The 18,509-nt window shown below is 31.4% G+C and carries 15 protein-coding genes; 5 read left to right on the top strand and 10 right to left on the bottom strand.

Annotated features, from left to right (window positions below; all coding sequences use genetic code 11):
• Window positions 1-72: 72 nt before the first annotated feature.
• Both K8Z87_RS00075 and K8Z87_RS00070 read right to left on the bottom strand, forming a co-directional pair.
• Window positions 73-1,614 (bottom strand): Rne/Rng family ribonuclease, encoded by a 1,542-nt coding sequence (locus K8Z87_RS00075; protein ID WP_227475388.1) that lies wholly within the window; start codon window positions 1,612-1,614, stop codon window positions 73-75.
• Window positions 1,615-1,931: 317 nt separating this feature from the next.
• A complete protein-coding gene (locus K8Z87_RS00070) occupies window positions 1,932-2,222 on the bottom strand; it encodes an HU family DNA-binding protein (RefSeq protein ID WP_227475387.1) in 291 nt (96 codons plus the stop codon).
• A 134-nt stretch (window positions 2,223-2,356) separates the two neighbouring features.
• Here K8Z87_RS00070 and mutY point away from each other — a divergent pair, with 134 nt between their 5' ends.
• The 4 genes from mutY to gldD all read left to right on the top strand — a co-directional run bounded on the left by mutY (window position 2,357) and on the right by gldD (window position 5,849).
• The gene (gene mutY / locus K8Z87_RS00065; RefSeq protein WP_227475386.1) at window positions 2,357-3,397 is read left to right on the top strand and encodes an A/G-specific adenine glycosylase; all 1,041 of its coding nucleotides are present in this window, start codon (window positions 2,357-2,359) and stop codon (window positions 3,395-3,397) included.
• 84 nt (window positions 3,398-3,481) lie between these two features.
• On the top strand, window positions 3,482-3,916 hold the full coding sequence (locus K8Z87_RS00060; RefSeq protein WP_227475385.1) for a single-stranded DNA-binding protein: 435 nt from the start codon (window positions 3,482-3,484) through the stop codon (window positions 3,914-3,916).
• 24 nt (window positions 3,917-3,940) lie between these two features.
• The gene (gldE, locus tag K8Z87_RS00055) at window positions 3,941-5,272 is read left to right on the top strand and encodes a gliding motility-associated protein GldE (protein WP_227475384.1); all 1,332 of its coding nucleotides are present in this window, start codon (window positions 3,941-3,943) and stop codon (window positions 5,270-5,272) included.
• A gap of 1 nt (window position 5,273) precedes the next feature.
• Window positions 5,274-5,849 (top strand): gliding motility lipoprotein GldD, encoded by a 576-nt coding sequence (gldD, locus tag K8Z87_RS00050; RefSeq protein ID WP_227475383.1) that lies wholly within the window; start codon window positions 5,274-5,276, stop codon window positions 5,847-5,849.
• A gap of 81 nt (window positions 5,850-5,930) precedes the next feature.
• Here the strand turns inward: gldD and K8Z87_RS00045 are convergent, their stop codons facing one another.
• The 8 genes from K8Z87_RS00045 to K8Z87_RS00010 form a co-directional block, all read right to left on the bottom strand.
• Complete coding sequence (locus K8Z87_RS00045; protein WP_227475382.1) at window positions 5,931-9,128, bottom strand: TonB-dependent receptor; 3,198 nt, start codon at window positions 9,126-9,128, stop codon at window positions 5,931-5,933.
• 163 nt (window positions 9,129-9,291) lie between these two features.
• Window positions 9,292-10,932, bottom strand: a complete 1,641-nt coding sequence (pgi, locus tag K8Z87_RS00040) for a glucose-6-phosphate isomerase (RefSeq protein ID WP_227475381.1) — start codon at window positions 10,930-10,932, stop codon at window positions 9,292-9,294.
• The gene (locus tag K8Z87_RS00035) at window positions 10,932-12,230 is read right to left on the bottom strand and encodes a M23 family metallopeptidase (protein ID WP_227475380.1); all 1,299 of its coding nucleotides are present in this window, start codon (window positions 12,228-12,230) and stop codon (window positions 10,932-10,934) included. The genes pgi and K8Z87_RS00035 overlap by 1 nt, the downstream gene beginning before the upstream one ends.
• Window positions 12,231-12,239: 9 nt before the next feature.
• A complete protein-coding gene (locus K8Z87_RS00030) occupies window positions 12,240-13,172 on the bottom strand; it encodes a tryptophan 2,3-dioxygenase family protein (protein ID WP_227475379.1) in 933 nt (310 codons plus the stop codon).
• A gap of 35 nt (window positions 13,173-13,207) precedes the next feature.
• Window positions 13,208-13,990 carry a DUF3108 domain-containing protein gene (locus K8Z87_RS00025; protein WP_227475378.1) on the bottom strand — a complete coding sequence of 261 codons (783 nt, stop codon included), beginning with the start codon at window positions 13,988-13,990 and terminating at the stop codon, window positions 13,208-13,210.
• Between the two features lie 131 nt (window positions 13,991-14,121).
• The gene (gene hppD, locus K8Z87_RS00020; RefSeq protein ID WP_227475377.1) at window positions 14,122-15,282 is read right to left on the bottom strand and encodes a 4-hydroxyphenylpyruvate dioxygenase; all 1,161 of its coding nucleotides are present in this window, start codon (window positions 15,280-15,282) and stop codon (window positions 14,122-14,124) included.
• 43 nt (window positions 15,283-15,325) lie between these two features.
• Window positions 15,326-15,676, bottom strand: coding sequence for a four helix bundle protein (locus tag K8Z87_RS00015; protein ID WP_227475376.1), 351 nt, complete (start codon window positions 15,674-15,676; stop codon window positions 15,326-15,328).
• 118 nt (window positions 15,677-15,794) lie between these two features.
• A complete protein-coding gene (locus K8Z87_RS00010; RefSeq protein ID WP_227475375.1) occupies window positions 15,795-16,952 on the bottom strand; it encodes a homogentisate 1,2-dioxygenase in 1,158 nt (385 codons plus the stop codon).
• A 414-nt stretch (window positions 16,953-17,366) separates the two neighbouring features.
• Between K8Z87_RS00010 and K8Z87_RS00005 the strand changes: the two genes are divergently transcribed.
• On the top strand, window positions 17,367-18,080 hold the full coding sequence (locus K8Z87_RS00005) for a GLPGLI family protein (RefSeq protein WP_227475374.1): 714 nt from the start codon (window positions 17,367-17,369) through the stop codon (window positions 18,078-18,080).
• Window positions 18,081-18,509 lie beyond the last annotated feature (429 nt).

Genomic DNA, 18,509 nt, shown 5'->3' with positions numbered 1-18,509 from the left:
AAGGGTTTTTTCAATAAATTATAAATAAAAAAGCCCAATTGAAATTTTCAATTGGGCTTTTACTAATAGATATTATTTGATTTTGTTACCATTTTTATCGTAAAAATGATATTCAAGATAAGTGTAAGCATCTCTAGGTAAAACTTTTACCCATTTTTTATGTTCAAAAAACCATTTTGAACGTACTGACGGAAACCCTTTGGTTAAAAAGGCCGCTATAAAAGGATGTGCATTAAGGGTTACCTTTTTATAGTCTTTTTTGTAAATCCTTTCGAGATCTTGAGAAATGCGCTCTACCACTTTAATTGGTGCTTCAATCTCACCTCCTACTAGATTAGGATTTTCTTCTTTAGTTTTAATATTACGTTCTGGCCTAACGCGTTGTCTGGTAATTTGTATTAACCCAAACTTACTCGGCGGTAATATTTTGTGTTTTGCTTTATCATCTTTCATCTCATCTCTAAGATAATTGAAAAGCTTTTTTCTGTTCTCAGCGCGTCCCATATCGATAAAATCAATAACGATAATGCCTCCCATATCACGTAAACGTAATTGACGCGCAATTTCTTGGGCTGAGATTAAATTAACCTCTAAAGCAGTATCTTCTTGGTTCTTCTCTTTATTAGAGCGATTACCACTGTTTACATCTACAACATGCAATGCCTCTGTGTGTTCTATAACTAAATAGGCTCCTTTTGCCATTGATACAGTTCTGCCAAATGATGTTTTAATTTGACGTTCTATACCATACTTTTCAAAAATGGGAACTCCATTTTTATAGTATTTAACTATAGACTCTTTTTTAGGTGCAATTTGTTGTACATAATCTTTTACTTGCGTGTACATGTCTTCATCATCCACTACAATACCAGAGAACGAATCGTTAAAAATATCTCTCAAAATTGAGGATGCTTTATTCATTTCTCCTAAAACTTTTGTTGGGTGATGTGCTTTGTACAGCTTTTTACACATTGCTGTCCATCGATTCAGCAAATTTTGTAAATCACTATCGAGCTCGGCTACTTTTTTGCCGTCAGCTACTGTACGTATAATAACTCCAAATCCTTTAGGTGTGATACTTTTTACTAAGCGTTTTAGGCGGTTTTTTTCTTCTTGAGATTCAATTTTTTGAGAAATTGAAATACGGTTAGAAAACGGCACCAAAACGATGTATCTCCCTGCAATAGACAATTCTGAACTAATGCGAGGCCCTTTTGTAGAAATAGGTTCTTTTACAACTTGTACTAATAGTGATTGATTAGATTTAATGGCATTTGCAATACTGCCATTTTTATCTAAATCTTTTTCTAATGGAAAGTTTTTTAAAGAGTAATCTCTTAATTTCCCTGTGCTTACACGTTTAATGAATTTTAAAAGTGAAGGTAATTGTGGTCCTAAATCATGATAATGCAAAAACGCATCTTTTTCATAACCTACGTTAACAAACGCAGCGTTAAGACCAGGAACAACTTTGCGGATTTTAGCAATAAATATATCGCCTACTGCAAAATTGTTATCCTCTTCATCTTTATGTAATTCAATAAGTTTTCCATCTTTTAATAAGGCAAAATCAACAATATCTGAACTCGATCTTACGATTAATTCTTTGTTCATGTTGTTAATTTATATCTATCTCTTCGTTGAGACAGATGGATTTCACTTAATTTTTTGACACAGGATGTTCCGATATTTATTCGGAATTTCCAGCAAATTTAGTGTGCAATCTATTAAATACAGCACTAAATTATATATCAAAGAACGTTTTTTTAAAGCGAAAAAGTAGTTTTAAAAACTACTTTTGGCTTATTTCTTTTTGTGACGATTAGCGCGTCTACGTTTTTTACGCTTATGCGTCGCTACCTTGTGTCTTTTTCTTTTTTTACCACTTGGCATAAATAAGATGTTTTAAATTAATATTTTATTTTAATGTTTTAATTAACTTCAACATTAGACTTTACTCCTTCTAAAAACACTTTAGCAGGCTTAAATGCTGGTATGTTGTGCGCTGGTATTTTAATTGTTGTATTCTTAGAAATGTTACGTCCAGTTTTTTCTGCTCTTGTTTTAACTATAAAGCTTCCAAAACCTCTTAAATAAACATTATCACCACTTTCTAATGAAGTTTTTACTTCTTCCATAAAAGACTCTACAGTTGCTTGTACGTCTCCTTTTTCAATACCTAATTTATCAGATATTTTAGCTACTAAATCAGCTTTTGTCATTTTGCTATTATTTTATTTTACTATTAATTATAAGGGATGCAAATATATGTAATTTATATTCAATATTTCAAGCGTAATTAATTAAAATTTAACGTAATAAAGATTTAATTTAGCCTCTACAATTTTTCATTTGAATGAATTTTAGCAAAACGATAACTTATTGGTATTCAGAAAATAAAAGAGATTTTCCTTGGAGAAAAACCAAAAATCCATACTTTATATGGCTGTCTGAAATCATTTTACAACAAACACAAGTGAAACAAGGGCTGCCTTATTACGAAGCTTTTGTTTCTACATTTCCAACTGTTTTTGATTTAGCAAAAGCCCCCGAACAAGACGTACTAAAACTTTGGCAAGGTTTAGGTTATTATTCTAGAGCAAGAAATTTGCATTTTACCGCAAAGCACATTGTTAGTGAATTAAATGGTGTTTTTCCAAATACCTATAGTGATATTATAAAGCTAAAAGGTGTTGGAGATTACACAGCTAGTGCTATTGCGTCTATTGCTTTTAACGAGCCTGCCGCTGTTGTTGATGGGAATGTCTATAGAATACTATCGCGTTTTTTTGATATCAATACTCCTATAAATTCTACAAAAGGAATTAAAGAATTCAAAGTTTTAGCTTCTACATTAATAGACAAAGAAGCACCTGCTATTTTTAACCAAGCTATTATGGATTTTGGTTCTAGACAATGCAAACCTAAAAATCCTAATTGTAATATTTGCCCTCTAAACAACTCTTGTTTAGCATTAAAAAAGAATAAAATACAAGCATTACCTGTTAAGTTAAAAAAGGTAAAGGTTACTCAGAAATATTTCAACTTTTTAGTCTGTATCGATTCTAATAATAATGTGCTTTTTGAACAACGTGTAAAAAAAGGAATATGGCAAAACTTATATCAATTTCCATTAATAGAAACCGAAAAGAGTATTTCTGTTGATGAATTTCATCTTTTAAAGGTTAAAACCTATCTTTTAAAAGATATTGATTTTGATTATAGTTTATATAATAAAACCGATAAAATCCACAAGTTATCTCATCAACACTTACATACTAAATTCTGGATTATTGAGACTAAAGCGTTACCAAAAGAAGCAATTCCGTTTTCAAAATTAAAATCTTATCCTACTCCTGTATTGATTAGTAATTTTATAAATGAATTCAATTTTTAAATTTAAAAAATCGCAATTTTTTCTTAATTTTAAAGAACCGATTATAAAAGGTTTAATTTTGTATTTCAATTAAATAGAATAATTATGTCAGGAACATTAAATAAAGTGATGCTTATTGGGCATTTAGGAGATGAAGTAAAAATGCATTATTTTGATGATAAAAACTGTGTTGGTCGTTTTCCACTAGCAACAAACGAGACTTATACTAATAAACAAACCAACGAACGTGTTTCTAATACCGAATGGCATAATATTGTAGTTAGAAATAAGGCTGCTGAGATCTGTGAAAAATATTTGAGCAAGGGAGATAAAGTATATATTGAAGGTCGTATAAAAACTAGAAAATGGACAGATGATAAAGGAACTGAACGTTATTCTACTGAAATACAATGCTCTGATTTTACATTTTTGACCAATAAAAATGAACAGCAAAATTCTACTCCGCAACAAAATACACCTCAAACTCAACCTACTTCATCTGATATAGCAAGTAATGACAATGATGATTTGCCATTTTAATACTATTAATTTAAACGTTTAATTTTGGATCTTGAGCCCGCAAGTTTATTAATATCATTTATTCTTTTAAACACATCCTTACTATCAAGTATAATTATACTTATTCTATTATTATTATGCTCTGCTTTAATTTCTGGCTCTGAAGTTGCATTATTTTCATTAACAAAAACAGATATTGATAAAGGTTTAGAAGATGGCTCTAAGAACATGTCTATTATTGCCAAATTATTAGAATACCCTAAAAAACTTTTGGCTACAATATTAGTTGCAAATAACTTTATTAATATTGCAATTGTTATTTTATTTGCTTCAATTGGAGATATTATTTTAGCCGATGTCAATTATACTATTGACTTCTATTTTTTTAAAATTGATTTCAACTTTTTCTTAAAAGTTATCCTAGCTACGTTTTTAATTCTTTTGTTTGGAGAGATTATTCCTAAAATATATGCGCGTAGAAATAGTGTTAAGTTTTCAACTTTTATAATACGGCCTATAAAGCTGTTAGATGTTCTTTTTTCTCCCTTAAGTATTCCTATGCAGTTTTTAACTTTAAAAATTCAAAATACATTAGGCAAACAACGCTCTAATATTAGTGTTGACCAATTATCTCAAGCACTTGAACTTACCGATACTGAAGATACCACACAAGAAGAACAAAAAATTTTAAAAAGCATTGTATCCTTCGGAAATACAGATACTAAAGAAGTTATGCGTCCTCGTATGGATATCTTTGCTTTAAATATTGAAGAAGATTATACTGCTATTATTCCTGAGATTATAAATAAAGGCTTTTCTCGTATTCCTGTTTATAAAGACAATATTGATTCTGTTATAGGCATATTATATGCTAAGGATTTATTACCTCATTTAAGTAAGAAAGCATTTGATTGGACATCAATACTTAGATCTCCTTTCTTTGTTCCCGAAAACAAAAAGTTAGATGATTTAATGCAAGAGTTTCAAATAAAAAAAGTACACTTAGCTATTGTTGTTGATGAGTATGGAGGCACATCTGGCTTAATATCATTAGAAGACATTATAGAAGAAATTGTTGGGGATATAAGTGATGAGTATGATGATGACGATTTAAATTACACTAAAATAGACACTAATAATTACAGGTTTGATGGTAAAACTCCATTAAAAGATGTTTATAAAATAATAGAACTAGAAGACAGTTCTAATTTTGAAGCAAAAAGAGGTGAAGCCGAAACTATAGCAGGATTCGTATTAGAGATTTCTGGTGGTTTCCCTAGAATAGGAAGTAAAATAAATTTTAAAAACTACGTTTTTATTGTAGAATCCATTGAAAAAAAACGCATTAAGCAAATTAAATTAACCATTTTAAATTAAGATGAAACGTATTATAATTCCATTATTCTCTTTATTTCTTATCGGTTGCGGAAATGATCCATTACCTAAACCTAAAGGCTTCTTAAGGTTAGAATATTCAAGGCCTAAATATAAAAAAATCAATCTTCCTTTACCTTTTTCTTATGATCAAAACAATAAAGCAAAACCTGTAGCATCTATAAAAAAAGAAAACAATGGAGAATCTTATGGTATTAATATTGAGTATCCCGATTTAAAAGGGACTATCTATTTAACTTACAGAAAGGTAAAAGCTAATAATTTGGATAGTTTACTAAGAGATGCTCAAAACTTAACTCAAAAGCATACTACCAAAGCCGATGAGATACAAAGTAACCTTTATGAAAACCCAAACAAGAGCGTTTACGGCATGTTTTATGAAGTAGGAGGTAATGCAGCCTCTCAATCTCAGTTCTACGTTACAGATAGTATAAATCACTTTTTAAGTGGTTCTTTATATTTCTATGCAAAACCAAATTATGATTCTATATATCCGGCTGCTATTTATTTAAAAAATGATATTAGACAAATTATGGAAAGTTTAGAGTGGAAAGATTAAAACTAGTTTTTACCTGAAAAGTAAAAAGCGCAATCATAATGATTGCGCTTTTTTAATTACACTTTAATTAGTAGTTAAAATCTAGAAAGAATATCTAACTCCAAACTGCATTTGCCATCTTGATGATTGTAAACCTGCATCATCAATTTGATTTATTGTACTAGCTACTCTGTCATTATATGTAAACTGAGGTGTTGTACCGTCTGCTGCAAAACCTTCAAAATTTAATAATGTAGCGGTATCAAATCCACCTGTAAAGAAACGTCTACCCCAATCTTCATTTAAGAAGTTAGTGAAGTTAAAAATATCTGCAGTAAATGCTAATGTATGTTTTTTATTATTAATATTTAATGAAAACTCTTGCTCAAACTTTAAATCTATAATATGACTCCAATCACTTCTAGATCCATTGCGCTCAGCAAACTGTCCTCTTCTTTCTCTTAAATGCTCATCACTAGAAATAAAAGCGTTTAAAGCCTCCCATTGCTGTGCTGCTGTAAAATCTCCATCATCTATTAAATTAGCTTCTTCAAAAGATGAAGGAACAAATGGTAAAGCTAAAAACCCTTCGCCTGTATCATCAATTAAGTCTTCAGATCCTCTTCCACCAATTACATAAGAAAATGGTCTCCCTTCTCTACCTTCATAAAACAATCCTAACCTAGTTTTTATATTCGGCGTCCATTTAAAATCAACAACAGCATTACTAATGACTCTACTTCCAGGATCAAAATCAGAGGTTGAAATAGGTAAGTTATTTGAACCATTGACACTTTCGTTAAATGCCCAGTTAGAAATAATTTGAGATGATGTCCCGTCAAATAAAACATCTGACTCTCCGTAAGAAAATGTGGCGCTAATATTAGCATCTATAAAAGATGAGTTGAAATTTTTAGTTGCAGAAAAATTAGCATTCCATGAGTCTCCTGCAGAAGTATTAGAGACTAAGAAAATACCTTCATAAGTATCATCTATTAAATTACCATCACTAAACCCAAAGTTTTGTCTACCTCCTGCTCCAGTTGTAGAGAATGTAGAGTTGCCAAGGTTAAGGTTTTGAAAATTTACCGCATGAATACTTTCATTGAAAATAATTTCACCTGAAAGTGTTATACCACCCCAAATTTTTTGATCTACAGCTATACTATATTTAAATACTTGTGGTAAACGCAAATCTTCAGCTAATAAATCTACATTTCCTTGGAAAGGATCGTTTGGTCTTTGTTGCGTATTAACATCTGGGTTAAAATCAGGTATCAATGCATCATCAAATGTTCTAAATGCACCCACTGTAGTTCCTGTATTATTAAATGCACCTCCAGGCCATACTAATGGAATTCTTGAAGTAAAAATACCTAAACCACCACGGATTTGAGTTTTATTTTCTCCGTTAACATCCCAATTAAATCCTAATCTTGGAGAAACATGAACGGTATTGTCTGGTCCTTGTCCTACGCGTGCACCTTGTAAATCTCTACCTGAAGCTTCTAATAAACCTACGGTTCTTGTATTGAAATCTGTATTCTCTCTACCATCAGACCAGAAAGGCACATCAAAGCGCAAACCTGCTGTTAACTTAAAATCATCTGAAAATTGCACCTCATCTTGCACATAAAGTCCTAATTGAAATACATCAAACTCAGCTATACCTTGAGAGTTATCTCCTACACCTCCAATAAGCGAATATCCAATTCTATACTCGTTAGCATCATCATTTAAAAAGTCCTCCAGACTGTTATATGTATATTCTCCAAAATTTCTTCCAAAGAATGTATTAGCGACATCTGTATATTCATTGTGTGTCCCTAATGTAATTGTGTGTCTTCCTGAATAAATTTCAAAGTTATTAGTCAACGTGAATGTATCTGTATCTAATTTGTTAGCCGTAGAAAAAGGTTCTGACCCAGCAAAAATTCGTGTTCCATTATCATCTCTAATTTCAATTGTTGGAAATGGATCACCAAGGACATTTCTATCATCTCTAACATTTGTATATCCCAAGATTAAATTATTTGCGGTGTTTTTTCCACTATAACTCCACTCAAAAGTTGTTGTATTCGTTTTTGATTCGAAAATTCTTCCTGAATTGGCAAAATTTATAGTTCCTGTCGATGAACGACCAGTGCTTGTTTGTAAAGCATCAATGTAGTTATTTCTTAAAGATAATTTGTTTTTATCATTAATGTTATAATCTAATCTCAAGAAAAATTTATCACTCTCTAATGAGTTAGTACTGTTAGTTACACCTGTTTCGTAACCAAAATTGTTAAAAAGGAAATTTCTAACCGTGTCTACTGCTCCTGGTGTACCATTAAACGTACTTTCATCAAATGGTTGTGGTGTTTCATCATCCTGTCCTTCATAATTTAGGAAAAAGAATAATTTATCTTTTATAATTGGGCCACCAACACTAACACCATAAGTCTGCGCTGTAAAATCTGCTAATCTCTCCCTGTCATCTACATCTCCAGGTGTTCTACCTGCTAAATCTTCATTTCTCAAAAGATAATATGTCGTACCTGACCAATCATTTGTTCCTGAACGTGTAACGGCATTAATTGCTCCACCTGCAAAACCTCCAATTTTAACATCGTATGGGGCTACACTAACTTGAAACGATTCAATTGCATCAATACTTATAGGATTAACACCTGTCTGACCTCCATTAGTACCTGAACCTGCTAAACCAAAAACATCATTATTAATAGTACCATCAACATAGAAGGAATTAAATCTATTATTCTGACCTGCTATAGATATTTCATTATCGTCTATAACCTGAGCCTGTGGTGTTAATCTAGCAAAATCTGCTATACCTCTAGATAGGTTTGGAAGTGCTTCAACTTGCTTTCTGGTAATTTTAGTACTGGCACCTGTTTTATTAGTATCAAAAGCATCATTAGATGAACCAACTATTAATATTTCATCTAACGCTGTAGCTGACTCAGAAAGAGCTGTACTTATCCTTTCTGATTGCCCTAATTGTAAAAACACGTTTTCTTGAACATAGTCTTTAAACCCTACGTAAGATATCGTTATTTTGTACGGTCCGCCAGATCTCATGTTTGAGATTCTGTAAAACCCATCATCACCTGTAGCTGCACCATACTTAGTCCCTGTTTGAACATGGACTGCAACTACTGTGGCACCTGGTAATGGCTCACCTGCATCATCTGTTATTTTCCCTCCTAATGACGAGGTCGTAACACCTTGTGCAAATGACATAGTTGCAAATAATAGTGCAACCGTCAATACTAAAAATTGATTAATTTTTTTCATTTGTTTTAAAGTTGATTGTTTTAATAATGCCGTAAAATTACGACTCATGTTTGTTATAATATTAACTAAATGTTAATAAATTTAACACACTAATTTAATTATAAAATCAATATGATTTTATAATATTTATTACATATATCTAAAACTTTTTAACAAAAAAATGCTAATCTTTATAAAAATTAACAAGGTTTTGGGTTGAAGTATCATGCTTAGTTTGGCTTTTATCACTAGAAAGTTCTTCTAAAATAGTTTTTGCGAGTTGTTTTCCTAGCTCAACACCAAATTGATCATAGCTGAATATGTTCCAAATAATGCCTTGTACAAATATTTTATGCTCGTACATAGCAATTAATTTACCTAAGCTTTTAGGAGTTAATTGATCTATAAGTATAGATGTAGTTGGTTTATTGCCTTCAAAGATTTTGAATGGCAAAAGGTTGTTAATAACTTCTTGAGCCAAATTGTCCTTTGTAAGCTCTAAAAGAACCTCTTTTTCGGTTTTACCATTCATTAATGCTTCGGTTTGTGCAAAATAATTGGACATCAATTTATCATGATGATCTTTATTGCCATGCAATGATTTTTTATACCCTATAAAATCTGCAGGAATTAACTTAGTGCCTTGATGAATTAATTGAAAAAAAGCATGTTGCGAATTTGTGCCAGGTTCACCCCAAATTAAGGTTCCTGTTTCATAATTAACTCTGTTTCCTTGTCTATCTATGCTCTTGCCATTACTTTCCATAATTCCTTGTTGCAAATAGGTTGCAAACTGATTGAGGTATTGTGTATATGGAATTATAGCTTCACTTTCTGCATTGAAAAAATTATTATACCAAATCGTTAATAGTGCTGCTATTACAGGAATGTTTTTATTGAAATCTTCGGTCTTAAAATGATTATCCATACTTTGAGCTCCATTTAATAAAGCTTCAAAATTTGAATTTCCTACTGCTAAACTAATAGACAAACCAACAGCGCTCCATAATGAAAAACGACCTCCTACCCAATCTTTCATTGGAAAGATATTTACTTCATCTATACCAAATGCTTTTACACTTTCAATATTTGTAGATACTGCAACAAAATGATTAGATATGGCTTCTTCTGGCATTGCTTTTAAAAACCAAGACCTTATAGAGTTTGCATTAGATAAGGTTTCTTGCGTTGTAAATGTCTTAGAAACAATGACAAAAAGTGTAGTCTCTGGATTTAATTGTTTTACAACCTCTTGATAATGATCTCCGTCTACATTACTAACAAAGTGTGTGTTTAAATGGTTCTTATAATATTGTAATGCATCAACGACCATAGCTGGCCCAAGATCTGAACCTCCAATGCCAATATTTACAACATCCGTTATGTCTTGCCCTGTAAAACCTTTATGTTCTCCGCTAACTACAGCATCAGTAAACATTTTTATTTTATGCCTAACATTATATACTTCTGGTATTACATTTTCACCATCTACAAATACCTCTGTATCGTCTTTTGCTCTTAATGCCGTATGTAAAACTGCTCTTCCTTCCGTTTTATTAATAATATCCCCATTGAAATATTTTGAAATAGCATCTTTTAAATCTAACTCATTGGCTAAATTGAGTAATAAATCTAAAGTTTTAGAAGTCATTCTATTTTTAGAAAAATCTACATAAAAATCCTCCCACTTAATTGTAAAATCATCAGCTCTACCCGGATCATTTTTAAATAATTCTTTAAGGTGTATGTCTTTTATTTCTAAAAAATGAGATTGTAATTTTAGCCAGGCTTCTGTGGTTTTAGGATTGGTTGATTTTAAGGCCATTATTGTATCTCTGGAGTTATTTCGGTTTCAAGATTTGGTTCTGTAATTATACCTTCATCAAAAGAAACAGCATCTAATTGTAATTTAACAGCAACTTTATAATCTAAAAATTTTGCCTTTAGTGTTTCTGAAATTGGTTTTGCTTCTGGTAATTTCTGCTTAAACGGATCTACTTGTATTCCATTTTTCCAAAAACGATAACAAACATGATTACCTGCTGAGCTTCCTGTATTACCCACTAAACCTATAATATCACCTTGTTTCACAAAATCACCAACTTTTACTTTTCTCGTAGACATATGCAAATACTGAGTTTCATAGGTTGCATTATGCCTAATTTTGACATACTTACCATTACCTCTTGTATACGATGATTTTGTAACTGTACCATTAGCTGTTGCCATTATAGGCGTGCCATTTGGTGCCGCAAAATCGGTACCTCTATGTGCTTTAACTCTATAGCCGTAATGCGCAATTCTTCGCTTTAAATTATACCTTGAAGAAAGTCTACCAAACTTTAAAGGCGATTTTAAAAATGCACGTCTTAGGTTCTTAGCTTCATCATTAAAATAGTCTATAATTCCGTTAATACTATCTGTTTCAAATTGAAAAGCGTAAATCGGTTCTTTATTATGTTCAAAATAAGCAGCCTTAATATTATCAACTCCAACATATACGCTGTCATCAATATACTTATCAGTGTATATGACTTTAAATCGATCTCCTGGTTGCAAACGGTTAAAATCTATAGTCCATGCATAAATTTCGTCTGCCATTTTAAATGCAAGTTGCTGACTTAAGCCTTTCTCTTCTAAAACTAAAGAAATACCACTTCCTTGAGGAATAACACCAGACGCTGTGCGTTCTACATAGGTAATGGGTTTCTTTTCGGTATAAGCATGAATAGAATCTTGAAAATTTATAACTACATACTCTTCTTTGTTAGGTTGATATATAAAACATTTTGGTTCTTGAAGACTGTCTTTAGAGCATAACAATGTATAAGGTTTGCCTGCTTGTAATTTTCTTATATCGAATGAATCTTTTGTTTTTTCAGCGATTTGAAAAATTTTGGGATAACCGATTCTATTTCTTTCTAAAATCTCCCCAAAGCTGTCTCCTTGTTTTATTGTATCTCTTTTAACGGTATAATCATTTAAGTTAAATCCAAATTCTTTTTGTTCTTTGATTTGTTCTATCGCAGCAATCTGAATTTCTTCTTCATTAGCTTTATCACTTTTACAAGCGCTTAGGCTTAATGTTATTAATACAAGTGCTATTAATTTTTCTATTCGCATTAGCAGTATTTATATATTATTTCCCCAATTATTTAATTCTTCTTTTGTCCATAAATCTGGAAAGAAAATACGTTTTTGATACTTAGGATGCATGTATTTTTTCCAATCGCTTCCTCCTGTAGCTTCACCATCACCTATGCCACTTTCTATATAATGTTTAGCCGCATTGTAATGTGCCATTACCCAGGTTACATTTACTGTATAATCGTAATGACGCATGGACTTTACTAAATCTGCATCTTTTTGATCTTCTTCAGGTAATTCTTTAAAACGCGTCCATAAATTTTTAGTATTGTAGGTTTCCATGAACTTTAAAAAATCCCCTTTGTACCTATCTTCAAAATTAACTAAAAGTGTTGATTTTTTTCCTGTTTTATGATCTTTTCCTGCTGCTTGCCAATACAAATGCTCAAAGGCATGCGTAAATGGAGTATCTCTATTGATATTTTCTCTAAACCTATAATCTATAAGATTAATCAATTCTGTAGATGCAAATTCAATTAAACGATATTGTGCACTTTGAAAACCACTTGCTGGTGTTAATGTATACCTAAATTTCATATACTGTTCTACCTCCATACCTTCTCGCATAATATTAAAAGAGGTTGTTAACATATCGAAATAGCGCGATATACGCATTATTTTACTTTCAAAAAACGTGACCGTTAACTCTTCTTTTTCTGCAACCTGACTAATTTCCCAAAGAATCATCTTAAAAATTAACTCGTTAATTTGATGGTAACAGATAAATACCATCTCATCTGGTAATGTAGTACGTTGTATTTGTAAATTTAATAAGGCATCTGGTTGAATATAATCCCAATAGGTTATAGGCTTACTATATAGTAAACCGTATAAATGGTCATCAGTATCTTGATCTATTTTTATGTACTTCTCTTGAAGTGCTTTAATGATGTCATCATATTTTGGTTGGTCTGACATGTTTTTGTTTATCTATTTATATTAAAATAAATGTTTTAATTTTTTACCACTATCTTAAATGAATGCTTTAATCCTTTAAATGCTTCTAAGTCGGCTCTTAGTGAACCAACAGCTAAATCGGCTTTTACTTTAAGTGGAATTTTATTTTCATCTGCACTTACCCATAATGTTAAACTTTCTTGTTCTTTAAAAACTCTACCTGCCAAAACATAAGGTCTAAATTTTAATGTTTCTATACGTCCAAATTTTGTTTTTATAGTTTCCCTTCCTAAAAATTTGAGTCTAAACAAATAGTTTTCTTCATCAAAAAACATATTGAGTTTTACCTCATCTCCTACTTCTATCTTATCCGTTTCGTAATTATTTCTCAAATAATAAAATGCAGAAACCATATCTTGAACATTAGCTTTGGTTGCTATTGTAGATACTTTTTTTCGTTTTTTATTATTGACTTTTGCTTCTCTAGTTTCTTGATTAAAAACAATCTCAATATCTTTGGTGTGTCCGCCTTCATCAATTTTTCTAATAAACTTATAAGGCAAATTAGAGTTTTTATCGAAATAGCTTTCATAAAGGTCTTCTACCTTAAAAAACCATTTTATAGCACCAGTTGTCCATCCTTTCCCTACAACATGGTAAACGTCTCTCTCATCAAGACGAGTCTCGTTAACCGTTAGCGTAGCATTACCTGCTTTTAACCAACCACTATAACTCATTTTAAATTTAAACCATTCTCCGTCCTGAAACGCAGAATTGTTTTGAGCTAAACTAACTTGAAAGCTAAAAATAGTAATAAGTATAAACAGGGGCTTTTTCATAATATTATAGTATTGCAAATGTAACTTTTATATCACTGTTTTATTGTTCTATAGATATATTTGCAATTACTATTCCAAAAGTATTAAAAGAAAAATCACCATCAAATTATGATGGTGATTTTATAATTAATTTATAATGTTCCTCGTTTTTGTTGTTCACGTTCTATGGATTCAAATAAGGCTTTAAAGTTACCTGCACCGAAACCTTTGGCACCCATACGTTGAATAATTTCAAAAAATAGAGTTGGTCGATCTTCTACTGGTTTTGTAAAGATTTGTAATAAATAACCTTCTTCATCAGCATCTACTAAAATCGATAGTTTTTGGAGTGTTTTAATATCTTCTTTCATCATATCTCTATGTGCTCCTAAACGCCCTGGTATTTCATCATAATACGCTTGTGGCGGTGGCGGTAAAAACTCAACACCTCTTGCCTTAAGTTGTGCTACGGTTTTAATAATATCATCGGTTGCCACGGCTAAATGTTGTACTCCTGGTCCTTCATAAAAATCAAGATATTCTTCTATTTGCGATCGTTTTGCCGCTTTGGCAGGTTCATTTATAGGAAATTTTATACGTCCATTACCATTACTCATTACTTTACTCATTAAAGCCGAATATTCGGTATGAATTTGTTTATCATCGAAGGACAAGAAATTAACAAACCCCATAACTTTCTCATACCAATCTACCCATTGATTCATTTCTCCCCAACCAACATTACCTACCATATGATCGATATATTTAAGACCTACAGGTTCTGGGTTATAATCGCTTTTCCACTCTACAAAACCTGGCAGAAAAATACCTTTATAATTTTTGCGCTCTACAAACATATGCACCGTTTCTCCATAGGTATAAATACCAGCTCTTACGACTTCACCATACTCATCAGATTCTACAACAGGTGCCATATATGATTTTGCTCCACGTTTTGTAGTTTCTTCATACGCTTTTTTTGCATCTTCGACCCAAAGCGCTACCACTTTTACTCCATCTCCATGTTTAACAATATGATCGTTTATTGGAGATGTACTATTTAGCGGTGTTGTTAATACGATTCGGATTTTGTCTTGCTTTAACACATAACTTACCTCATCTTTAGAGCCCGTTTCTAGGCCTCTATATGCGTAAGATTGAAATCCGAAAGCGGTTTTATAAAAGTGAGCAGATTGCTTTGCATTACCGACATAGAACTCAACATAATCTGTACCTAAAAGCGGTAAGAAATCTTGAGCTCCTTCGAATATTTTTTCTAATCCGTAGTCTACTGATTTTACTTGTTTACTCATATTTTTATAGAATAGAGAAGATAGAAAACAGATACAAGATAGCTTATAGTTTATTTTGAAAACTCATCGCCATTTTTTGAAATTCTGTTATTTTCTCTCCAATTATTTGTAATTGTTCTTTTGTTATATAATTTCTTTTATTTGCTATAATTAATTGCGTTTCTAATTCAAATGATGAACCTAGAGAAATATCAATAAAATGTGAAAATGATTTATCGGTTCTTGACGATCCTTCTGCAATATTACTTGGAATTGACACAGAGCATCGATTAATCTGAGATATTAATCCAAACTTTTCTTCATTCGGAAAACCATTCGTGATTTTAAATACATCGTCTACAATCTCAATTCCTAGTTTCCAAATTTTAAGATTCTTATAATTATGTCTTTTCATGTGTTCACTTTTATTATTTTTCAATTGTCACATGTAACCTTTGATGGTAAAAAATAATTATTTCTAATATGTCGGTTTCATTTTCTCTTCTCTAATCTCTTGTTTCTCTTTTGAAATATTATTCTAACCACGATTTATAATAATCACTATCCGCTATTTTTAAGGCTTCTTCTGTTACCTTTAATGGCCTAAATGTATCTACCATAACAGCTAGTTCATTGGTTTTAACTTTACCTATACTTCGTTCCATGGCTCCTGGATGCGGACCATGAGGAATTCCTGCTGGATGCAATGAAATATGACCGGCATCAATATCATTTCTACTCATAAAATCTCCATCGACATAATACAACACCTCATCACTATCTATATTACTATGGTTATATGGAGCAGGAACTGCTTTTGGATGATAATCGTATAAACGTGGCACAAAACTACAGATTACAAAGGCATCTGTTTCAAAGGTTTGATGTACTGGCGGCGGTTGATGTACGCGACCTGTAATAGGTTCGAAATCATGGATTGAAAACGCATATGGATAATTGTAACCGTCGTAACCCACAACATCAAACGGGTGCGAGGCATAAACCATATCAAAAATCTCATCTTGTTTTTTAATTTTAATTAAAAAATCCCCAGATTCATTATATGTTTCTAATTCTTGTGGTCGGCGTAAATCGCGCTCACAATAAGGAGAGTGTTCCAACAACTGACCAAACCAATTGCGATAACGTTTTGGTGTATAAATTGGTCTGTACGATTCTACAATGAATAAACGATTATCTTCCGTATCAAAATCGAGCTTATAAATAATGCCTCTAGGTACAACCAAATAATCTCCATATTTAAAATTGAGATTTCCGAGGTGTGTTCTCAGTTTTCCCGAACCTTTATGTATAAAAATAAGCTCGTCAGCATCAGTATTTTTATAAAAATAGTCTTCGGTTGAAGATTTTGGCGCCGATAATATAATATTACAATCGGTATTAGATAACACTATTTTTCTACTCTGTAAATAATCGTTTTCTGGTTGTACTTTAAACCCATGCAAACGATAAGATTGCATGTTGTTAGCTTTTGCAATTTTGGGCGCTACGCTATATTGATTTTTTATCTCCTTAACCTGTGTAGGACGTTGCTCATGATAGCTATTCGTAGACATACCATCAAAACCAATAGTACCAAAGAGTTGCTCGTAATAAAAACTACCGTCTGGTTTTTTAAATTGTGTATGTCGTTTTGGTGGAATTTCACCTAATTTATGATAAAATGGCATTGTTTTAATGTTTAGTTGTTAAACTGTTTAATCGTTGATCTGTTTTACGAAATTATTCTTCGACTGCACTTGGTTGTTGGCACAGACACGATTAAAGTGACATTTAATTAATTTATACTAAAATACTGAAAATAAAGAGATTTCCATTTTAATAGATATATTGAGAGATACTGAAATACTGAAACAATCCCGATAGCTATCGGGACAACACAGGCAGATTCAGTATAGCAAAGCTATTCTGGATTTCGCTTTATAAGGAAATGAAGATGAAGTTTTAAATCTGCCCAGAATGCAATCATAGTGTTACAAAGTTGGGGATTTCTTTATGAATTGGCAAAAATAATTGATGCAAAATGTTAAAATTTAAACTATTGTATTGCAATATCTATAACTTAGAGTTTCAAAAAACATTTTATGAAATTAAATACAGGCTTTCTTATTCTTATTAGTATCCTCGCTTTTAACACTGTCTATTCTCAAAATGGTTATGCTTATTATCAAAAACAATTACTTACTGAGAATGATGACACTACTAATGATTATATGAAACAAGCAATAAAACAACTTGAGACTCAAGAGTATCAATTATCATTTAATAAAACATATGCATCATATAAACTAGTAAATTCACCAAACAAATCAGGTGATCTTGTTGTAAATTCTTATACGGATGCTATAGCAGGTTTTGATGGTATAATTTATTTTAACAGAAATTCAAAAACATCTATTCATAAAAAAGAATTTTCTGGGCATACTTATTTAATTACAAAAGATCATATAAAATGGACATTAACTAACGATACCCTTAAAATAAACGATTACGTATGTTACAAAGCAACCACTACTCGTATTATTGAAAATTCTGAAGGCAAGCACTCCATAAAAGTATCTGCTTGGTATACACCAGGCATAAAACTTCCATACGGTCCTGACGGTTATGGAGGGTTACCAGGTCTGGTTCTTCAATTAGAAAATAACGGAACTTTAACAACATTAAAAAAAATAGAATTTCTAAAAACAAATTCTGTAGCAACTGTATCGCCCAAAGATGGGAGATATATTATAGAAGAGGAATTTAATGCTATAGTTGAAAAACAGTTTAAAAATAGAGGTAGCTATAAGAATTAAATTTACTTTATCCTTTATTGTTATATTTAAGTTGAGTATAAATTGCCGTTGATTTATCTGGTTGAGCAAAAATCTTTATTTCTATTTAATATAGAGGTTGCTGTTTAAGTTTATTCGAACATAGCCGAGAGGCAAAAATGATAAAGATGCATACTCATTCTTCAGGATCTCGCTTTATAAGGAAATGAAGGTGAAGTTTTATATCTGCCCAGAAAGGTGTCATAGTGTTTTACAAATATCTGAAAAAAATTGTTATCTCTGTAAAAATTTAAGCTATAAAATATTTAAAAAGCTAATTTAACAAAATTACAAAATGTTAAATTTTATACTTTAACAATCAATGAATTACGGTTTTTCCGTAATTAAAAATTTTTTCGAAAAATTTCAAATTTTTCTTACATTTTTTTGTTGGCTCTATTTTTTTTTTTT

Source organism: Winogradskyella immobilis (genome assembly GCF_021887715.1).
GTDB classification, from domain to species: Bacteria; Bacteroidota; Bacteroidia; order Flavobacteriales; family Flavobacteriaceae; genus Winogradskyella; species Winogradskyella immobilis.
Note: the sequence above shows the minus strand (reverse complement) of the source record. Positions and strands in the feature narration are given on the sequence as shown.

Bases quoted from the DNA above. Each gene is read 5' to 3' on its own strand.
- K8Z87_RS00075 (WP_227475388.1), bottom strand. From the start codon at position 1,614: ATGAACAAAGAATTAATCGTAAGATCGAGTTCAGATATTGTTGATTTT.
- K8Z87_RS00070 (WP_227475387.1), bottom strand. From the start codon at position 2,222: ATGACAAAAGCTGATTTAGTAGCTAAAATATCTGATAAATTAGGTATT.
- mutY (WP_227475386.1), top strand. From the start codon at position 2,357: ATGAATTTTAGCAAAACGATAACTTATTGGTATTCAGAAAATAAAAGA.
- K8Z87_RS00060 (WP_227475385.1), top strand. From the start codon at position 3,482: ATGTCAGGAACATTAAATAAAGTGATGCTTATTGGGCATTTAGGAGAT.
- gldD (WP_227475383.1), top strand. From the start codon at position 5,274: ATGAAACGTATTATAATTCCATTATTCTCTTTATTTCTTATCGGTTGC.
- K8Z87_RS00045 (WP_227475382.1), bottom strand. From the start codon at position 9,128: ATGAAAAAAATTAATCAATTTTTAGTATTGACGGTTGCACTATTATTT.
- pgi (WP_227475381.1), bottom strand. From the start codon at position 10,932: ATGGCCTTAAAATCAACCAATCCTAAAACCACAGAAGCCTGGCTAAAA.
- K8Z87_RS00035 (WP_227475380.1), bottom strand. From the start codon at position 12,230: ATGCGAATAGAAAAATTAATAGCACTTGTATTAATAACATTAAGCCTA.
- K8Z87_RS00030 (WP_227475379.1), bottom strand. From the start codon at position 13,172: ATGTCAGACCAACCAAAATATGATGACATCATTAAAGCACTTCAAGAG.
- K8Z87_RS00025 (WP_227475378.1), bottom strand. From the start codon at position 13,990: ATGAAAAAGCCCCTGTTTATACTTATTACTATTTTTAGCTTTCAAGTT.
- hppD (WP_227475377.1), bottom strand. From the start codon at position 15,282: ATGAGTAAACAAGTAAAATCAGTAGACTACGGATTAGAAAAAATATTC.
- K8Z87_RS00015 (WP_227475376.1), bottom strand. From the start codon at position 15,676: ATGAAAAGACATAATTATAAGAATCTTAAAATTTGGAAACTAGGAATT.
- K8Z87_RS00010 (WP_227475375.1), bottom strand. From the start codon at position 16,952: ATGCCATTTTATCATAAATTAGGTGAAATTCCACCAAAACGACATACA.
- K8Z87_RS00005 (WP_227475374.1), top strand. From the start codon at position 17,367: ATGAAATTAAATACAGGCTTTCTTATTCTTATTAGTATCCTCGCTTTT.